Raw genomic sequence first — 16,215 nt, 5'->3', positions numbered from 1 at the left:
ATGGAATATGCTCTGAAAGGGACAGAATTCATTGAGCTGATTAAACTGCTCAAGATTCTTCGGATTGCCGAATCGGGAGGTCAGGCAAAACGAATGGTCGACGACGGAGAAGTGAAACGAAATGGGGAAGTCGAACATCGCAAACGGGCTAAAATCAGGGCCGGTGAGGTGATTGAGATTTTTGGAGAGTAGATTAAAATTACACAATAAAAAAAGGGATGCGGGAGCATCCCTTTTTGGGGAGGCCGGCAGGGGAACCGGCCTGTCAACAATATATGTGCTTTGGGTGGGAAAAGAGAAAACATTAAAAAAAATTGTTGATTCTCATTTCTGAAAGCTGGAACTAAGGTAAAAGGTGGGGCTCGATAAAAAAAAATTTTTTGACGAACGGTCGTTTTTTTTTGATGAATGTATCGATCTGGTATGTGAATGGAAAATTTTAAATAAAAAGAGCTTCTATTTATCAATAAATAAATATTTTTCTTAGCTTACCAAGTTATCAGGCTTGCTTTTTCCATTCACTTTTTAATAAACTGAAAACTTCCAGGTCGAAATACAACTCATCGTGTTTCTCACCTTGTCTTTCGATGCCTTCGAATGTAAAGCGGAGCCGTTTGGGTACGGCGCTGCTTCGGTTATTTCCCACAGCACATCGAATGGTGATGCGGTTCATTTGCAGTCGTTTGAATGCTAGTTTGATTAATTGTGTAGTTGATTGGGTGATAATACCTTTCCCTTCTTTACTTTTCAGCAGCCAATAGCCGATCTCTGTTTTCCTGTTCACTCGGTCGGTATTCATGTAACCAATCAAACCGGCGAATTCTTCATCATACCAGATGGTAAAGACTTCCTCTTTTTCATTTGGTTTTTTATCGACAATCGACAAGATGAACTCCTCTGTATCGTCCGGGCTTTTGGTAAAACTGACGAATGGGAGCCATTTACTCAGGTGTTCCCGATTATTATCAATAGCCTCAAAAACAATGTCGGCATGCTCTATTCCCAGACTTTCGAGGTAAAATCCCGGACGGATATTGATTCGGCTCATAGGATTCTGGTTTTCACATGATTAAAATTGTTGCTTTTCTAATCGTATCATATGGAACTTGCATTCATCGGCATCATCGTTTGTTGCTCCAATTGCCATGCTCGTCTCATGCAAATTAAAAAACCCGGACAAAACTGCCCGGGTTTGAAGCATAATATTATGCAATTAATTTATTGACGTACGGCTGCAATTCCCGGAAGGTCTTTTCCTTCGAGGTATTCGAGAAGCGCACCTCCTGCAGTTGAAATGTAAGAAACGCCATCGGCAATGCCGAATTTATTAACAGCTGCTACCGAATCACCACCACCGACGAGTGAGAAGGCTCCTTTTTGGGTCGCTTCAACAATCGCAGCTCCAATTGCTTTGGTACCTTTGGCGAATTTGTCCATTTCGAATACACCAACAGGACCGTTCCAAAGAATGGTTTTTGAATCGCGTATGACTTTGTTGAATTTTTCAATGGTTTTAGGACCGATATCCAGTCCCTGCCATCCATCTTCAATATTGTCGGCCGGGACCACCCTGGTGTTGGCCGTTTCGGCGAAAGCGTCAGCTTCCAGTACATCAACGGCGAAGTGTAGTTGAACGCCTTTGGCTTCTGCTTTTTTTATCAAATCTTTTGCCAAATCGAGGTATTCGTCCTCGCAAATGGAACTACCGATTTTACCACCCTGCGATTTCAGGAAAGTGTAAGTCATACCGCCGCCGATGATGAGGTGATCGACACGCCCGAGCAAGTTCTCGATGATGGTAATTTTGGATGAAACTTTGGAACCTCCCATAATAGCGGTGAAAGGACGTTGCGGTTCTTTCATCACTTTTTCAAGGCTGGCAACTTCGCTGTCAACCAGGAATCCGAACATTTTGTCATTCGGGAAATACTGGGCAATCACAGCGGTTGAGGCGTGTGCACGGTGGGCAGTACCAAAAGCGTCATTCACCCAGCAGTCGCCCATTTCAGCGAGCTTACGGGCAAATTCAGCATCACCTTTGGTTTCTTCACCGTGGAAACGGAGATTTTCCAAAATGAGTACTTCGCCTGGCTGAAGTGAGTCAGCTATCTTTTTGGTTTCCCCGCCAATGCAATCGGGAGCAATTTTTACGGTACGTCCGCCTAACAACTCGGAAAGGTGAGGTACAAGATGCTTGAGGGAGAATTTGTCTTCCGGCCCGTTTTTCGGGCGGCCGAGGTGGGACATAATTACCGGTGAACCGCCTTTTTCAATCACTTTTTTAATGGTAGGTAACGCGGCGCGCATCCTTGTATCATCAGTAATTTCGAACTTTTCGTTCAACGGCACATTGAAGTCGACGCGAATCAACGCCTTTTTGCCGGAAAAATCGTAAGTCTCTATTGTCTGCATGTTTCGCTGTGTTAAAAATTTAGCTGTCTCAAAGATAGGAAAATCATGCTATATAACATACCTAAATCCCGTTTTTTGCCGGAGCTATTTCCCTCTTTCTGCGTTAGAAGGGTTGCACAGTTTTTTCTACCTTTGAGGGAAATTGGAAGGGACCATTTAACTGAAAATTGCATGCAGTTTAAAGATATTATCGGACAGAAAGAGGTGAAGAAGCAACTGATACAAGAAGTTGCTGAAGATCGGATTCCGCATGCACAATTGTTAACCGGACCGGGCGGGAACGGAAAACTGGCGTTGGCTTATGCCTTTGGGCAATATTTGAACTGTACCAACCGGAAGGATGGCGATTCATGTGGAGAGTGCAGTTCGTGCCGAAAGTCCTCGAAACTAATTCACCCCGATTTGCATATGATTTACCCGGTGGTGAAAAGCGAAAAATTCAAGGAGCCAACCAGTACGGATTATATCGATAAGTGGCGTCCGTTTTTCATGGGAAATACCTACCCGGCAATTGATAAGTGGATGAACCTGATTGCTGATGAAAATAAGCAGGGCTCCATTTATGTGTACGAAGCCCGGGAAATTATCAGGAAATTGAATCAGAAAGCGTTTGAGAGCGGTTATAAAGTGGCCATTATTTGGTTGCCCGAACAGATGAATGCCGAGTGTGCCAATAAGCTGCTGAAAATGATAGAGGAACCACCGGACCGCACGGTTTTCCTCCTGGCGGCCGAAGATGAAGAACAAATCATCAGTACCATTCGTTCGCGTTGCCAGGTGATTCGTATTCCGCGTATTGGCGATCGTGATTTGGAAGCCGGGTTGGCAACTCATCCTTCTATTGGAGCACAGAATCCGGCTACCGTTGCCCGTTTGGCGAGGGGCAACTTCATTTATGCATTAGAGTTACTGGAAAACGATGAACTGCGAGCATTCAATCACGAAAATTTTATGCGGCTCATGCGCCTGGCCTATTCCCGGAAGGGAAATTCAGAATTGTTAAAATGGACCGATGAGATTGCGAGGATTGGCCGGGTAAAACAGAAAAGCTTTTTGCACTACTGTAGTGAATACCTCCGTGAAAATTTTGTACTCAATTTAAAGGAGCCTGAGTTGGTTTACATGGATGATAAGGAATCGGAGTTTTCGGCCCGTTTTGCTCCGTTTATTAACGAACGGAACGTGATTCCGTTATTTCAGGAGTTTGAAAAGGCCTACCGGGATATCAGTATGAACGGTAATGCACGCATCATTTTTTTGGATTTGGCCCTGCAGGTTGCTATCTTCCTGCGTTCGTGAAAGCGTGAACACCCAAAATCCGGCTTTGGCGGAAGCCGATCGCGGTTTCGTGTAAATCATTATTTTTGTAGAAATTAGTACAATCAAGCCTTCCCGAAAAGGTTGAGGGCTACTAAATATATATACCCGTATGAATTATCAGGAAAAACTGGCACGAGGGTGCCCTTCTTCCGGTGTTGGCGGTTCGAGCGCAAAGCTGGATGTTTATAATTGGTTAAAAGACGTTCCCAATATTCTCAACCCGGATGATATCGTTGAAGTCCGGTTTAAAAATACCCGAAAAGATTACTACCGAAATGTGAATGGCCTGAAGTTGAAAGAGGGCGAAGTAGTTGCTGTTGAGGCTAGTCCGGGACATGATGTCGGAGTGGTCTCACTGGTGGGGGATTTAGTTTTGAAGCAGATGAACCGTCACAAAGTTACTTATGTTGATGGCGAACTGCGCAAAGTCTACCGAAAAGCCAAACCGGTGGATATCCAGAAATGGGAAGAGGCAATGGCGCTGGAGCATGACACGATGCTGAAAGCCCGTAAAATTGCCGAAGATCTCCGTCTTGACATGAAGATTGGAGACGTGGAATATCAGGGCGATAAGACCAAAGCGATTTTCTATTACATCGCCGACGAGCGTGTGGATTTCCGACAGTTAATTAAAGTGTATGCCGAAACGTTCCGTACCCGGATTGAAATGCGCCAGATTGGAGCACGGCAGGAAGCCGGAAGGATTGGCGGAATAGGTTCATGCGGACGCGAACTTTGCTGCAGCTCGTGGATTACGAACTTCGTTTCGGTGACCACTAACGCTGCCCGCTATCAGGAAATCTCGCTAAATCCGCAAAAGCTGGCAGGACAGTGCGGTAAATTGAAATGCTGCCTGAACTATGAGCTCGATTGCTATATCGATGCACAAAAAGATTTTCCGCCGAATAATATTCCGTTGGAAACAGAAAAAGGAATTTACAATTTCCTGAAAGCTGATATCTTCAAAAGGATGTATTGGTATGCACCAGCTGATAATCAACCGGGTGGACAGGTTGCCGTTTCGGTGGACAAAGTGAAGGAGATTATCCGGCTGAATAAAGCGGGGGAAAAAGTTCCGCAACTGATGGCGGAACCGGTAGCCGTTGATAAAAATGAAGTACTCGATTATCATAAGGTCGTTGGTCAGGATAGCCTTGACAGGTTCGATACCCCTTCATCTTCTTCACGAAATCGCCGGAAAAAGAAGAGAAGGAAGCCGTCACCCCGAAGCAATAATCCATCATCAACTAATCAGAAACCTTCCGGCAATAGTCAACAAAATTATGGGAAACCGGGAAAACCGAGGAAACGTTAAATGGGGCGCCGGACTGATGCTTCTGGTTTGGTCCGGTATCCTTTATTCGTGCGGCGGTGGTGCTGTATACGATGAATATCACCAACTGAAAGGTTCGAAATGGAATAAGGATTCGGTATTGAATTTTACGGTCAATATTCCTGACTCCACCACGTTGTACGATATCTATTTTAATGTTCGGAACGAAGGTTCCTATCCGTATCAGAACCTGTGGCTGTTTATCAAAGTTACCCCGCCAGAAGGTGGTAAACTGATGCAGGATACCGTGGAACTGATGCTGGCAAACAAAGCCGGAAAATGGTATGGTTCGGGAATCGGAGATTTGTATGATAAAAAATATCCGTACAAACACCAGGTTTATTTCCCAAACCCGGGCGATTATACTTTCTCGGTGCGGCAGGGAATGAGAAGTAAAAATGGGATATTGAAAGGCATACACGACTTCGGTTTTCGCGTAGAACAAGTGAATTGACCATACAAAACAGAGAAGGGGCTGAACAGGCCCTTTCCTGTGAATAATATTTAAACAACGTAATCGTGGGGAAAAATAAGTTGTCGAAGTTTGCCGAGATGGAAACTTTCGGACACGTGGTGCAGGTTCCTTTCAGGGTACTGAATGAAGAAGGTTTCGATATGAAAGGCCAGTGGAATGAGCGTTTCTTTAAGAATGAAAATCCTATCGTTTTGGAGCTGGGATGTGGAAAAGGCGAATATACCGTCGGTTTGGCCCGCCGGTTTCCCCAATTCAACTTCATCGGGATCGATATTAAAGGCTCACGGATGTGGAAAGGCGCGAAAGAATCGTGGGAAGGCCAAATGAAAAATGTGGGCTTTTTACGAACCAATATCGAATTGCTGAACGCTTTTTTTGCTCCGGAAGAGATTGCGGAAATCTGGATTACTTTCCCCGATCCGCAGATGAAAAAAGTGCGGAAGCGGTTAACATCAACGCGTTTTATGCAATCGTACCGAAGCTTCCTGAAACCCGGCGGCATTGTTCACCTGAAAACGGACAGCAATTTTATGTACCAGTACACCCGGTCGATGATTGAAGAGAACCACCTTCCGGTGGACGTGGATACCGACGATTTGTATCAGTCCGGTCTGGGGAACGAAATTTTGGAGATCAGAACGTTCTACGAACAGCAGTGGCTCGACCGCGGGAAAACCATCAAATACCTTCGTTTTCACCTGAAAGAGGGAGAACTGAAAGAACCTGATGTGGAACCGGAGCCAGACGATTACCGCAGCTTTGGAAGAAACAAATGACGTCAGGCCGACGATTAATCGAACAACGTCTGTCATCATGTCCCACTTTAATGAAAATGTATACGATGTGGTCCGCCAAATTCCGGTAGGAAGGGTAACCAGTTATGGCGCCATTGCCCGGTTCCTGGGTTCTCCGCAATCGTCACGCATGGTTGGTTGGGCGATGAATAATGCGCACAATCAGCTGCCGTATGTTCCGGCGCACCGGGTGGTGAACCGTCAGGGATTGTTAACCGGTAAAGTGCATTTCGGTGGACCGGATGTGATGCAGGAATTGCTGGAAAGCGAAGGAATCAAAGTGGTTGACGACCAGATTATCGATTTTAAGAAGCACTTCTGGGACCCCATGAAAGAACTTCCGTTTGACGAAACTTTTCCCACGCCTTAAACGGACGATGTTCTCCTTATTTATAACTTTGTTTTTCAATTTTAAGAAAATACTTACGATATGGCTATTGTTCCCAAGCAGATTACCGATATTCTCCGGTCAGTAAAGTTCCCGGGTTCGGAAGAGAATGTGGTGGAGCTGGATATGGTTCAGGAGATCCGTATTGCCGGTACCCGAATTAGTTTTACCCTTGTTTTTCAACGCGACAACGATCCCGATATTCAAACCGTGGCACAGGCTTGCGCCAAAGCAATTGAAGATGAGTTGGGCATGGAAGTGGAAATCAGCATTACGCCCAAGGCCATCCACCGGATGCAGGCGCCGGTTCTTCCGGGAGTAAAGAATACCATTGCCATTGCCTCGGGTAAAGGAGGTGTTGGAAAATCAACCGTGGCGGTTAACCTGGCGGTAGCACTGGCGAAAAAAGGAGCGAAAGTAGGATTAATTGACGCCGATATTTTTGGCCCCTCGATACCTAAAATGTTCGATGAGGAGAATGCCCGTCCGACGATGACAAAAGTGGATGGGCGTGATTTGATTGTCCCGGTAGAAAAGTACGGTGTGAAAATACTTTCCATCGGGTTCTTCGTGAATATGGAAGATGCGCTCGTATGGCGCGGTCCGATGGCTTCCAACGCGTTGAAGCAGCTGTTGATTGAAGCTGATTGGGGAGAACTGGATTATCTGCTCATCGACTTGCCTCCGGGCACGAGTGATATTCACCTGACATTGGTACAAACAATTCCGGTAACGGCGTCGTTAATTGTCACCACTCCGCAGGAGGTGGCTTTGGCAGATGTGGTGAAAGGTGTGGCGATGTTCAAGAGCAAGTCGATAGATGTGCCGGTTTTGGGAATTGTCGAAAACATGTCGTGGTTTACACCGGCTGAACTTCCCGATAATAAATATTACATCTTCGGAAAAGATGGCGGTAAAGAGTTGGCAGAGCAGTTGGAGCTTCCTTTGCTGGGACAAATTCCGTTGGTAATGAGCATTCGCGAAGGCGGTGACAATGGTGTTCCGGCTGCCTCGAAGGAAAATTCGGTAACCGGCCAGGCTTTCCTCGACGTAGCGAATCAGGTGATTCACCGGTTGGAGCTTCGGAACAAGTTCTTCAAACCTTCACGGAAGGTGAAAACCGAAAGAAAATAACTGCAACATCAGTCAGCCAGGAGGGGACGAAAATTCGTTGCCCTCTTTTTTTGTTCCTGGTTACGCAGATGGCTGGCTTAATTATCTTTATATCTTTGTGGCAGGGTGACGTCTTTTCGTTACTTTATCACTTGTTTCAAAACTTGGTTTTCCATTGCTAAAGGAAAAATTATTGAAGCTGAATATCCGATATATCTTTATTCTGTTTGCTGTTAGTGGATTCACTCCGGGATGTTCGACTAGTAAGAATACGGTTGTGTCAAGAGCATACAATAACCTAACCTCGCACTACAATATCTATTTCAACGCGAAAGAGAGCGTGAAATCGGGATTGGACCAGGTAGACCAGGCAGTACAGAATGAATATACACACATCCTTCCGTTGTATAAAACCAGTGAGAAGGATGCAGTCGGTGCTGCCCGTTCGACGATGGACGTAGCCATTATGAAGTGCTCGAAGTTGATTACACAGCACTCCATCACAAAGAAACCCCGCCGAAGAAGTAACCGTTCCGAACGATACAAGGAATTTGCTTCTAAGAAGGAATTCAATAAATGGGTCGATGATACTTACCTGTTGATGGGACGGGCGTATTTTTATAAACACGACTTCTATCGGGCCATCGAGAATTTCTCTTATGTCATCCGTAATTTCAGTAAAGAACCTACCCGGTACGAAGCTTACCTTTGGTTAGCCCGGGCTTATAATGAAAACGGACAGTTTAGCAATGCCCGTGATATTTTTGACTTGCTGCAAGGCGATCCTAACTTTCCGAAAAAGCTGTTGAAGGATTTTGAGCTGGTGCAGACTGATTATTTCATGAAGCAGGCCGAATACAAACAGGCTGTCCCGCATCTGGAACCGGCATTGAACAACCGGTTTCCCCGGAAGAAGAAACTACGCTATAATTATATTCTTGCTCAGTTGTATGCCGAGACCGATCAGCAGGCCAATGCCGTGGCGTACTACCGGAAAGTAATTAAAATGCATCCGCCTTACGAGATGGCGTTTAACGCGCGTATTAACCGGGCCGAAGAATATACCGGTGCCGGAAGCGCTGCCGATTTGAAGAAGCAATTGCGCCGGATGCTCCGCGACGAAAAGAATGAAGAGTTTCGCGACCGTATATATTACGCCATGGGAAAAGTGGCGATGAAGGAAGGCATGAAGGCAGAAGCAATCGATGACTACCGGACATCGGCGGTATACAGCAAAGAAAATAATGATCAGCGGGCAGAAACATGCCTGGCCTTGGCACGTATTTATTTCGAAGATGAAAACTATGTGTCGTCGCAAAGTTATTACGACAGTGCATTGGTCGTGATTGACAATACTTATCCCGGATACGACGAGATTTCATCGCGGGCAGCCAGTTTGGGCCGGTTGGTAACGAACCTGAATACCATTACCCGCGAAGATAGTTTGCAACGGCTCGCTCAAATGACGACATCCGACCGAAATGCATTGATTGATAGCTGGGTTTCAAAAATTAACGAAGAGGAATCTCGCAAACAGGAGGAAGCCAGAAACCAGCAGCTGACACAAAATTATTACCGGTATAATCAAAGGAGGAATACCATTCAGGGCAGCAATGACGGCTCGTGGTATTTTTATAATCCAACTACAGTAGGCATCGGGAAAGCAGAATTCCGCCGTATTTGGGGAAAACGGAAACTGGAAGACAACTGGCGGAGACTGAACAAAGCCCAGCTTTCGGTAAGTGAAACGGATCAATTAGCCGAAGAAACGCAAAGCGATTCGACACAGGTTACTGTAAAGCGGATATCCGATCCGCGGCAGCGGGATTATTACCTGCAGGATGTTCCGTTGACCGATTCGTTGATGGCGGCTTCCAACGGCCGCTTGATGCTGGCATACTACAATGCAGCACGCATTTATCGTTCGGAATTCAACGACTATCAGCGTTCGGCTGAGCTGCTGGAACAATTGGAGCGGAAATTTCCGGGAGGAAGTCTGGAACTCATGTCGTGGTTTGATTTATACCAGATTTATAAAACGCAGGAGCAAACGGCAGATGCTGCCAAATATGAGCAACTTATCGTTGCAAAATATCCTAACTCGAAATATGCGAGATTCCTGAAAGACCCAAACTATTTTGTCACTCTGGAGGCGCAACGCGACAGCATGAACCGGATGTACAGCAAGGCATTCAATTTGTACCAGGAGCGGGATTTCAAAGGAGCAACACAAAAGGCGCGGCAGTTACTGAACATGCATCCCGATACGAATTTGGTGGCAAAAACCCGCTTTTTGGAAATTGTTTCGGAAGGGACCCAACAGGCCCGCAAATTATTTGCCGATAGCCTGAAGGCTTATATTGCTGCTAATCCACATGCCGGGACGTTGCCACTTGCCAACAAAATTTACGGACTTCTTCAGGACAGCACGCTCGCCGATTACCAAAAAATGCTGGCGGAAGGATACGTTCATCAGAATATTCAAAATCCCGAAGTAATGGACGAGGAGAACCAAAAGAACGATGAGTTCGGTGGTAAATTCTCGTACAAAGAAGATGTGTTCCATTATTTCGTCATTGTCTTCCCGCGACAGGCGAAAGTGGATGTAAACCGCTTGATTTTCGATATTGCCAACTACGATATTGACTATTATACGCAGCAGGATTTCGATATTGAGAAGGTGAACCTTAATGCGCGTTCGGAGATGGTTGTGGTGCGCAGTCTTCCCGATAAGGAACAAGGGCTTATCTATTTCCGTTCGATCATCAGGAAACGAAAAATATTTGAAACGCTCAGGGAGGTTGAGTATGTCAACTTTATTGCTTCGTCGCCTAACTACCGGACGTTGCTGGCTGACCATGATTACCATGAATACCTGAAGTTCTTCATGAAGAATTACAGCCGGTACATCAGCTCCGACTTCCCGCAGGATGAATTGGCCAACCCCGAAGAGCTGCTGGCAAAAGCCCGCAAACAGGAAGAGCCGGAAGAAAAAGGCCAGTTCGTAATGGTGAAACCAACGGTCGATCCGAATAGTTACCACCGCTCGGCTGATGAAGCGCACCGGTTTGTATTGATTCCCGAAAATGCACAGCAGAATTTGAAGCCTTTACAGAAATTGTTTGCAGCATTTGATTCGACCAACTATGCCGATTTAAATCCGACGGTCGTAAAAGGAACCGTTTCCGGGAAACCGGCATTGGAGGTCACCGGACTGACGGGTGAAGCTGTTGCCCGTGATTATTTCGGCGCCGTAGTGAAAACCCGCGGTTTGTTTGCTCCGTTGGATGGAGGTGATTACCGTAACTTCTACATTTCGGATACGAATTTGGCGTTGCTGGAAAAGAAAAAAGATATTGATGGTTACATGAATTTCTTCTCGAGGGCTTACTTAGGAAAAATACCACACCCGAAAGGGCCGGAAACTAAGCCCATAACGCCAACGGAAACCACCACTCCGGTAGCAAAACCAGCGCCTTTGTATAACGGCGCTTACAATACTCAGTTGGGGACCGATCACCGTTTTGTGCTGGTTTTCCCGTCAGAAGGTGTTGATTTGGCTGCAATGCAATCTGGTTTTGAGAAATTTAACCACAACAACTTTGGTTCGGATAATATAAAAGTACAGACCGAACCGCTTGACAGCAATCGCATGATGCTTGTTGTGAGTGGCCTGGGAGGAAAGGAAAGCGCGATGGTTTATTTCCGGAAGGTGATTGCCAGCCGCCCATTATTTACTCCCTTGGATAATAAGCAGTACCGGAACTTTGTGATTAGCGCTGCTAATGAGGAAATTCTGAAGGAAAAGAAAAATCTCACTCCTTATCTTGAGTTCTTTGGTCAGTTCTACCTGAAGAACTAGATAGTTTTTTTAAATTGCTGCTGCGGTAAGACAAAGACTTAATCCTGGATGAAAATATGAAGACGATCCGAATTCTCTGGGCCGACGATGAAATTGATTTGCTTAAGCCTCACCTCTTGTTCCTGGAAGGCAAAGGTTACAGCGTAACCGCTGTTGCCAACGGCGATGATGCCATCGAACAGGTCAACCGAATGAACTTTGATATCATTTTTCTTGACGAGAATATGCCCGGCCTCAGTGGTTTGGAAACGCTGGCTTCTATTAAAAATACTGCCCCGGGCATTCCTGTGGTAATGATCACGAAAAGCGAGGAAGAAGACATCATGGAGGAGGCCATTGGTGCCAAAATTGCCGATTACCTCATCAAGCCTGTCAATCCCAATCAGATTTTACTTTCCATTAAGAAGAATATCGATAAAACCGAACTGGTGACCCGGAAAACAACCTCGGCTTACCAGAGCGAGTTTGCCAGGCTGGGTATGCAGATTAACGATTCGCTGACCCACGAAGACTGGATGGAAGTGTACCGGAAGCTGGTTTTTTGGGAGCTGGAGCTGGAACAGTCGGACGATCACACCATGGACGAAGTGCTGCTGATGCAGAAGAGTGAAGCCAACAATGCTTTTTCCCGTTTTGTGAAAAAGAACTATATGGACTGGCTTACACAGCCAGCCGGCGAGCGTCCGTTAATATCTCCCGACCTTTTCCGTCATCGTGTTTTCCCGTTACTCGATCAGGGTGAGAGAGTTTTTGTGTTGCTGATCGACAATCTTCGATACGACCAGTGGCGTATTCTGCAGCAGATTGTCCGCGAGTATTACACCACTGATGAAGAGGAGTTGTACTTCAGCATTTTGCCTACCGCGACGATGTATGCGCGAAATGCGATCTTTTCAGGATTAATGCCGTCGGAAATTGCTAAGACGTATCCGGAATTGTGGTTGAATGAAGAGGAGGAAGGGATCAAAAACCAACACGAAGAGGAACTTTTCACACGTCAGATGGCACGTTTCGGGCGGACTGAGAAATTCAGTTTCGAGAAAATGACCAACCTGAAATCCGGACGGCGTGTACTCGAAAACCTCAGCAACATCATCGAAAATCCCCTTTCGGTGATGGTCATTAACTTTGTGGATATCATGTCACATGCGCGGACCGAAATGGATATGATTCGCGAACTGGCTAACGATGAGGCGGCCTACCGATCACTTACCGAATCGTGGTTCCGCCATTCGCCGTTGCTCGAGCTGCTGAAAGAGCTGTCTTCGAAAGATATCAAACTGGTCATTACAACTGACCACGGTACCATTCGGGTACACAATCCGCTGAAGGTGATAGGTGAGCGTTCGACGAACACGAACCTTCGTTACAAGCAGGGGCGCAACCTGAAATACAACCGCAAAGAGGTGTTCGAAATGACGAATCCGGCAGCGGGATTTTTACCGGCTTCCCATGTGAGTTCAACCTTTATTTTCGCCAGCGTAACGGATTTCTTTGCCTATCCGAACAACTACAACTATTACGTCAACTATTTTAAGGATACTTTCCAGCACGGCGGAATTTCGCTCGAGGAAATGCTGGTGCCTTTTATAACTCTTTCGCCAAAATAGGCAAAGGTCCGAAAGATTAGTTGTTTTGGTTCAAGGTAAAGTGGATTTCCTGAAATTCCACTTGAGATTGTTCCGCTTTTGCGATGAGTTTAATAATCCGGCCCTTCTTCTTTTTTTACCAGCGCTTTGGTCGACAACAATCCGCAGGCAGCGTAAATATCCTGTCCGCGCGAAGCACGAATAGTCGTCAGAATACCTTTGCTGTTGAGCAAATCCTTGAATGACTGCAATGTCTTCTCGTTGCTGCTTTTTAATGGTGTATCCGGAATCGGGTGAAACCGGATGAGGTTGATGCGGCATTTGATACCGTTCAGGAGGCGGGCCAGCTCTTTGGCGTGTGCCGGTGTATCATTCAGTCCGCCAAACATGATATACTCAAACGATACGCGACGTTGGCGGCCAAATTCCCAGTTCTTAATTTCGTCCAATACTTTTTTAACCGGGTAAGTGGTTTGAACCGGCATCAACTGTTTACGCTCTTCATCAAAAGGAGAATGCAGACTAACCGCTAAATGGGCATTGCTGGTTTCGAGGAATTTTTTCATCCCCGGAATAATACCGATGGTCGAAACGGTGATCCGCTTGGGACTTATCGCATAACCCCAGTCGGCTGTGAGGATTTCGATACTTTTGAGCACATTGTCGAGGTTGTCGAAGGGTTCGCCCATGCCCATGTACACAATATTGGTCACCTCGCCGGCTTCCTCGATGCTGCGAATCTGATTGACAATTTCACCGGCTGTCAGGTGTTCCTGGAAGCCTTGCTTTCCGGTCATGCAGAAGAGACAGCCCATTTTACAACCTACCTGCGATGATACACACACGGTTTTGCGGTCATCATCGGGAATCATCGCCGTTTCGATGAATTTTGCATGATCGGTAGGGAAAAGATATTTTTTCGTCCCGTCGATGCTGGCCTGTACTTTGGTCGGTCCGGTCAGCCCAAATTCGTAGTATTCTTTCAGCGCTTCCCTTCCCTTCGCCGACAGGTTGGTCATCTGGTCGATGGAACGAATCTCTTTCTTGTACAGCCAATCGGCCATCTGCTTTGCCGCGAATTTGGGCAAGCCAACCTGTGCTGCTACTGTTTTCAGTTCGTCCAGGGTTTTCCCGAATAATCTTTCCTTCTCCATGCTGCTCCTCTGTTTAGCCCAACGTTTCTGTTTCTCCGTTAGCTGCTGCAAAGATAGTCATTGTGAATCGCTTCGCGAACGATGCTGGTAAATTGCTCATTAAAGATAGATTTCGGCCACAATATTCCCGTAAGGAATGCCTTTCCGGATGAGTAAATCACGGGTTTCAACTACCATTTCCGGGCTTCCGCAGAGGTAGAATTTCTCGTCTTTTGGTAAATTATCCCTGCCTTCCAGAAAATGCGTGAGCCGACCGTGGTACACATCACCTCCTTTTTCCTGCGAACAGCAACGAATGTACTGGTCCTTCAGCTCGGGCAGAAATTCATTTTCGAAATAGAAATTCTGCAGGTAGCGACTGCCATGGACAACCGTTTTGTTTTTGCCTAAGCCCGATTTGAACATGCTGTAGAATGGAGCAATTCCGGTTCCGGATGCTATCCACCAGGCGGGTTCATCATCGCCGGTGAATTCGCCCATTGGTTCCGAAATGAGCATGGGATCGCCCGGTTGTAACTTGGCCAGGCGTGGCGTGAGCCAGCCTCCGCCTTTTACGTTGAACAGGATTTTCAGTTCGTCTTCTTTTTCGCCACTACAAATGCTGTACATGCGGGGCGGCTCGCCTTCCGGCAGACCGATTTTCACTACTTGTCCCGCTTTGAAATCATGCAGTCGGGGCAATGAGAGGACATAAACACCCGGTGCAATTTCGTCATTTTTCAGAAGGGCTACCTGGAATAGCTCGTCGTCGTATTTTATGTAATCAGTTGATTTTCCCATAAGGCATATTACGTTTGGTTGAATAAACATCTTTTTATCCGGTTGGTTCAGCCATCAGAAAAATCATCAGCTTCCCGAAAATGGCCTGATGCACTATATTTTGGATATGGTTCTCCGAATTTCCCTGTAAAAATTTCGGCAGTCGTACTAAAAAAAGTAATTTTACAACTTGAATCTCATGGAAATAACCATCGCACGATGATCCTGTCGGGAAAGGAAATTGAAAAGCAGCTGAACCGGAAGATCTTTATCGATCCTTTCCGGCCCGGGCAGTTAAATCCGAATAGTTACAATCTTCGTTTGCATAACCAACTGCTGGTGTACGATGAGGATGTGCTCGACATGAAGAGCCCGAACAAGGTGAGCGAGATGGAAATTCCACCGGAAGGCCTGACCCTGGGACCGGATAAACTTTATCTGGGGCGTACCCTGGAATATACCCGCACCGAGGACTATGTCCCGATGCTGGAAGGACGTTCATCAGTCGGACGACTGGGATTGTTTATTCATGTAACGGCCGGCTTCGGCGATGTGGGATTTAGTGGTTACTGGACATTGGAAATATTTTGTGTCCAGCCGGTTCGTATTTACGCAGGGGTGGAAATCTGCCAGATTTATTACCACACCATCGACGGGGAATTCGAACGCTACCAACGTGGAAAATATCAATTGAATCAGGGGATACAACCAAGTTTACTGTACAGGGATTTTGAGTGATGGGAAAGTGGCTTCGTAAAATTTTCATCTGGATTTTGAAAATTCCGGTGTATTTCTACCGGTATTTCATTTCGCCAATGACGCCGGCTTCCTGCCGCCATATTCCAACGTGTTCGGAGTATGCGATAAAGGCGCTGGAAATTCACGGGCCTATTAAAGGTTTATATTTGGGATCCCGCCGCATTCTGCATTGCCATCCCTGGGGGACACATGGTTTCGACCCGGTCCCGCCAAAAAAAATTAAAGTGAAACCCCTTAAACTGAAGTAGCATTTCTGC

15 protein-coding genes are annotated in these 16,215 nt (G+C 46.2%); 11 read left to right on the top strand and 4 right to left on the bottom strand.

The window, feature by feature from the left end; translation table 11 throughout:
• Positions 1 to 192, top strand: a complete 192-nt coding sequence (locus tag GJU82_RS12815; protein WP_153632501.1) for an RNA-binding S4 domain-containing protein — start codon at positions 1 to 3, stop codon at positions 190 to 192.
• Between the two features lie 307 nt (positions 193 to 499).
• Here the strand turns inward: GJU82_RS12815 and GJU82_RS12810 are convergent, their stop codons facing one another.
• Both GJU82_RS12810 and pgk read right to left on the bottom strand, forming a co-directional pair.
• Positions 500 to 1,048 (bottom strand): GNAT family N-acetyltransferase, encoded by a 549-nt coding sequence (locus tag GJU82_RS12810; RefSeq protein WP_153632500.1) that lies wholly within the window; start codon positions 1,046 to 1,048, stop codon positions 500 to 502.
• 170 nt (positions 1,049 to 1,218) lie between these two features.
• Positions 1,219 to 2,412, bottom strand: a complete 1,194-nt coding sequence (gene pgk / locus GJU82_RS12805; protein ID WP_153632499.1) for a phosphoglycerate kinase — start codon at positions 2,410 to 2,412, stop codon at positions 1,219 to 1,221.
• Between the two features lie 171 nt (positions 2,413 to 2,583).
• On the opposite strand from pgk, the gene GJU82_RS12800 reads away from it, so the two are divergent.
• The 8 genes from GJU82_RS12800 to GJU82_RS12765 all read left to right on the top strand — a co-directional run bounded on the left by GJU82_RS12800 (position 2,584) and on the right by GJU82_RS12765 (position 13,307).
• Complete coding sequence (locus GJU82_RS12800) at positions 2,584 to 3,711, top strand: ATP-binding protein (protein ID WP_194831051.1); 1,128 nt, start codon at positions 2,584 to 2,586, stop codon at positions 3,709 to 3,711.
• A 130-nt stretch (positions 3,712 to 3,841) separates the two neighbouring features.
• Positions 3,842 to 5,047 (top strand): regulatory iron-sulfur-containing complex subunit RicT, encoded by a 1,206-nt coding sequence (locus GJU82_RS12795; RefSeq protein ID WP_153632497.1) that lies wholly within the window; start codon positions 3,842 to 3,844, stop codon positions 5,045 to 5,047.
• Positions 5,016 to 5,519 carry a gliding motility lipoprotein GldH gene (locus tag GJU82_RS12790; RefSeq protein ID WP_153632496.1) on the top strand — a complete coding sequence of 168 codons (504 nt, stop codon included), beginning with the start codon at positions 5,016 to 5,018 and terminating at the stop codon, positions 5,517 to 5,519. The genes GJU82_RS12795 and GJU82_RS12790 overlap by 32 nt, the downstream gene beginning before the upstream one ends.
• A gap of 65 nt (positions 5,520 to 5,584) precedes the next feature.
• Positions 5,585 to 6,316, top strand: a complete 732-nt coding sequence (trmB, locus tag GJU82_RS12785) for a tRNA (guanosine(46)-N7)-methyltransferase TrmB (RefSeq protein ID WP_153632495.1) — start codon at positions 5,585 to 5,587, stop codon at positions 6,314 to 6,316.
• Between the two features lie 37 nt (positions 6,317 to 6,353).
• The gene (locus tag GJU82_RS12780) at positions 6,354 to 6,704 is read left to right on the top strand and encodes an MGMT family protein (RefSeq protein WP_153632494.1); all 351 of its coding nucleotides are present in this window, start codon (positions 6,354 to 6,356) and stop codon (positions 6,702 to 6,704) included.
• Positions 6,705 to 6,764: 60 nt separating this feature from the next.
• Entirely contained in the window at positions 6,765 to 7,856 is a 1,092-nt protein-coding gene (locus GJU82_RS12775; RefSeq protein WP_153632493.1) for an Mrp/NBP35 family ATP-binding protein, read from the top strand.
• 172 nt (positions 7,857 to 8,028) lie between these two features.
• On the top strand, positions 8,029 to 11,697 hold the full coding sequence (locus GJU82_RS12770) for a tetratricopeptide repeat protein (protein ID WP_153632492.1): 3,669 nt from the start codon (positions 8,029 to 8,031) through the stop codon (positions 11,695 to 11,697).
• A 56-nt stretch (positions 11,698 to 11,753) separates the two neighbouring features.
• Positions 11,754 to 13,307, top strand: coding sequence for a PglZ domain-containing protein (locus tag GJU82_RS12765; RefSeq protein ID WP_153632491.1), 1,554 nt, complete (start codon positions 11,754 to 11,756; stop codon positions 13,305 to 13,307).
• Between the two features lie 89 nt (positions 13,308 to 13,396).
• Here the strand turns inward: GJU82_RS12765 and rlmN are convergent, their stop codons facing one another.
• Together rlmN and GJU82_RS12755 are read right to left on the bottom strand one after the other, a co-directional pair.
• The gene (gene rlmN, locus GJU82_RS12760) at positions 13,397 to 14,440 is read right to left on the bottom strand and encodes a 23S rRNA (adenine(2503)-C(2))-methyltransferase RlmN (protein WP_153632490.1); all 1,044 of its coding nucleotides are present in this window, start codon (positions 14,438 to 14,440) and stop codon (positions 13,397 to 13,399) included.
• A 99-nt stretch (positions 14,441 to 14,539) separates the two neighbouring features.
• Positions 14,540 to 15,220: a ferredoxin--NADP reductase gene (locus GJU82_RS12755; protein ID WP_153632489.1), complete on the bottom strand. Its 681-nt coding sequence runs from the start codon at positions 15,218 to 15,220 to the stop codon at positions 14,540 to 14,542.
• A gap of 18 nt (positions 15,221 to 15,238) precedes the next feature.
• Here GJU82_RS12755 and dcd point away from each other — a divergent pair, with 18 nt between their 5' ends.
• A complete protein-coding gene (dcd, locus tag GJU82_RS12750; protein ID WP_228488696.1) occupies positions 15,239 to 15,937 on the top strand; it encodes a dCTP deaminase in 699 nt (232 codons plus the stop codon).
• Positions 15,937 to 16,206, top strand: coding sequence for a membrane protein insertion efficiency factor YidD (gene yidD, locus GJU82_RS12745; protein WP_153632487.1), 270 nt, complete (start codon positions 15,937 to 15,939; stop codon positions 16,204 to 16,206). The genes dcd and yidD overlap by 1 nt, the downstream gene beginning before the upstream one ends.
• The last annotated feature ends 9 nt before the right edge of the window (positions 16,207 to 16,215 follow it).

It is taken from the genome of Prolixibacter sp. SD074 (assembly GCF_009617895.1).
In the GTDB taxonomy this organism is placed as follows: Bacteria; Bacteroidota; Bacteroidia; order Bacteroidales; family Prolixibacteraceae; genus Prolixibacter.
This window is presented reverse-complemented; position numbering and strand designations above follow the sequence as displayed.

Coding starts and splice junctions, on each gene's coding strand:
- GJU82_RS12815 (WP_153632501.1), top strand. CDS start 1: ATGGAATATGCTCTGAAAGGGACAGAATTCATTGAGCTGATTAAACTG.
- GJU82_RS12810 (WP_153632500.1), bottom strand. CDS start 1,048: ATGAGCCGAATCAATATCCGTCCGGGATTTTACCTCGAAAGTCTGGGA.
- pgk (WP_153632499.1), bottom strand. CDS start 2,412: ATGCAGACAATAGAGACTTACGATTTTTCCGGCAAAAAGGCGTTGATT.
- GJU82_RS12800 (WP_194831051.1), top strand. CDS start 2,584: ATGCAGTTTAAAGATATTATCGGACAGAAAGAGGTGAAGAAGCAACTG.
- GJU82_RS12795 (WP_153632497.1), top strand. CDS start 3,842: ATGAATTATCAGGAAAAACTGGCACGAGGGTGCCCTTCTTCCGGTGTT.
- GJU82_RS12790 (WP_153632496.1), top strand. CDS start 5,016: ATGGGAAACCGGGAAAACCGAGGAAACGTTAAATGGGGCGCCGGACTG.
- GJU82_RS12780 (WP_153632494.1), top strand. CDS start 6,354: ATGTCCCACTTTAATGAAAATGTATACGATGTGGTCCGCCAAATTCCG.
- GJU82_RS12775 (WP_153632493.1), top strand. CDS start 6,765: ATGGCTATTGTTCCCAAGCAGATTACCGATATTCTCCGGTCAGTAAAG.
- GJU82_RS12765 (WP_153632491.1), top strand. CDS start 11,754: ATGAAGACGATCCGAATTCTCTGGGCCGACGATGAAATTGATTTGCTT.
- rlmN (WP_153632490.1), bottom strand. CDS start 14,440: ATGGAGAAGGAAAGATTATTCGGGAAAACCCTGGACGAACTGAAAACA.
- GJU82_RS12755 (WP_153632489.1), bottom strand. CDS start 15,220: ATGGGAAAATCAACTGATTACATAAAATACGACGACGAGCTATTCCAG.
- yidD (WP_153632487.1), top strand. CDS start 15,937: ATGGGAAAGTGGCTTCGTAAAATTTTCATCTGGATTTTGAAAATTCCG.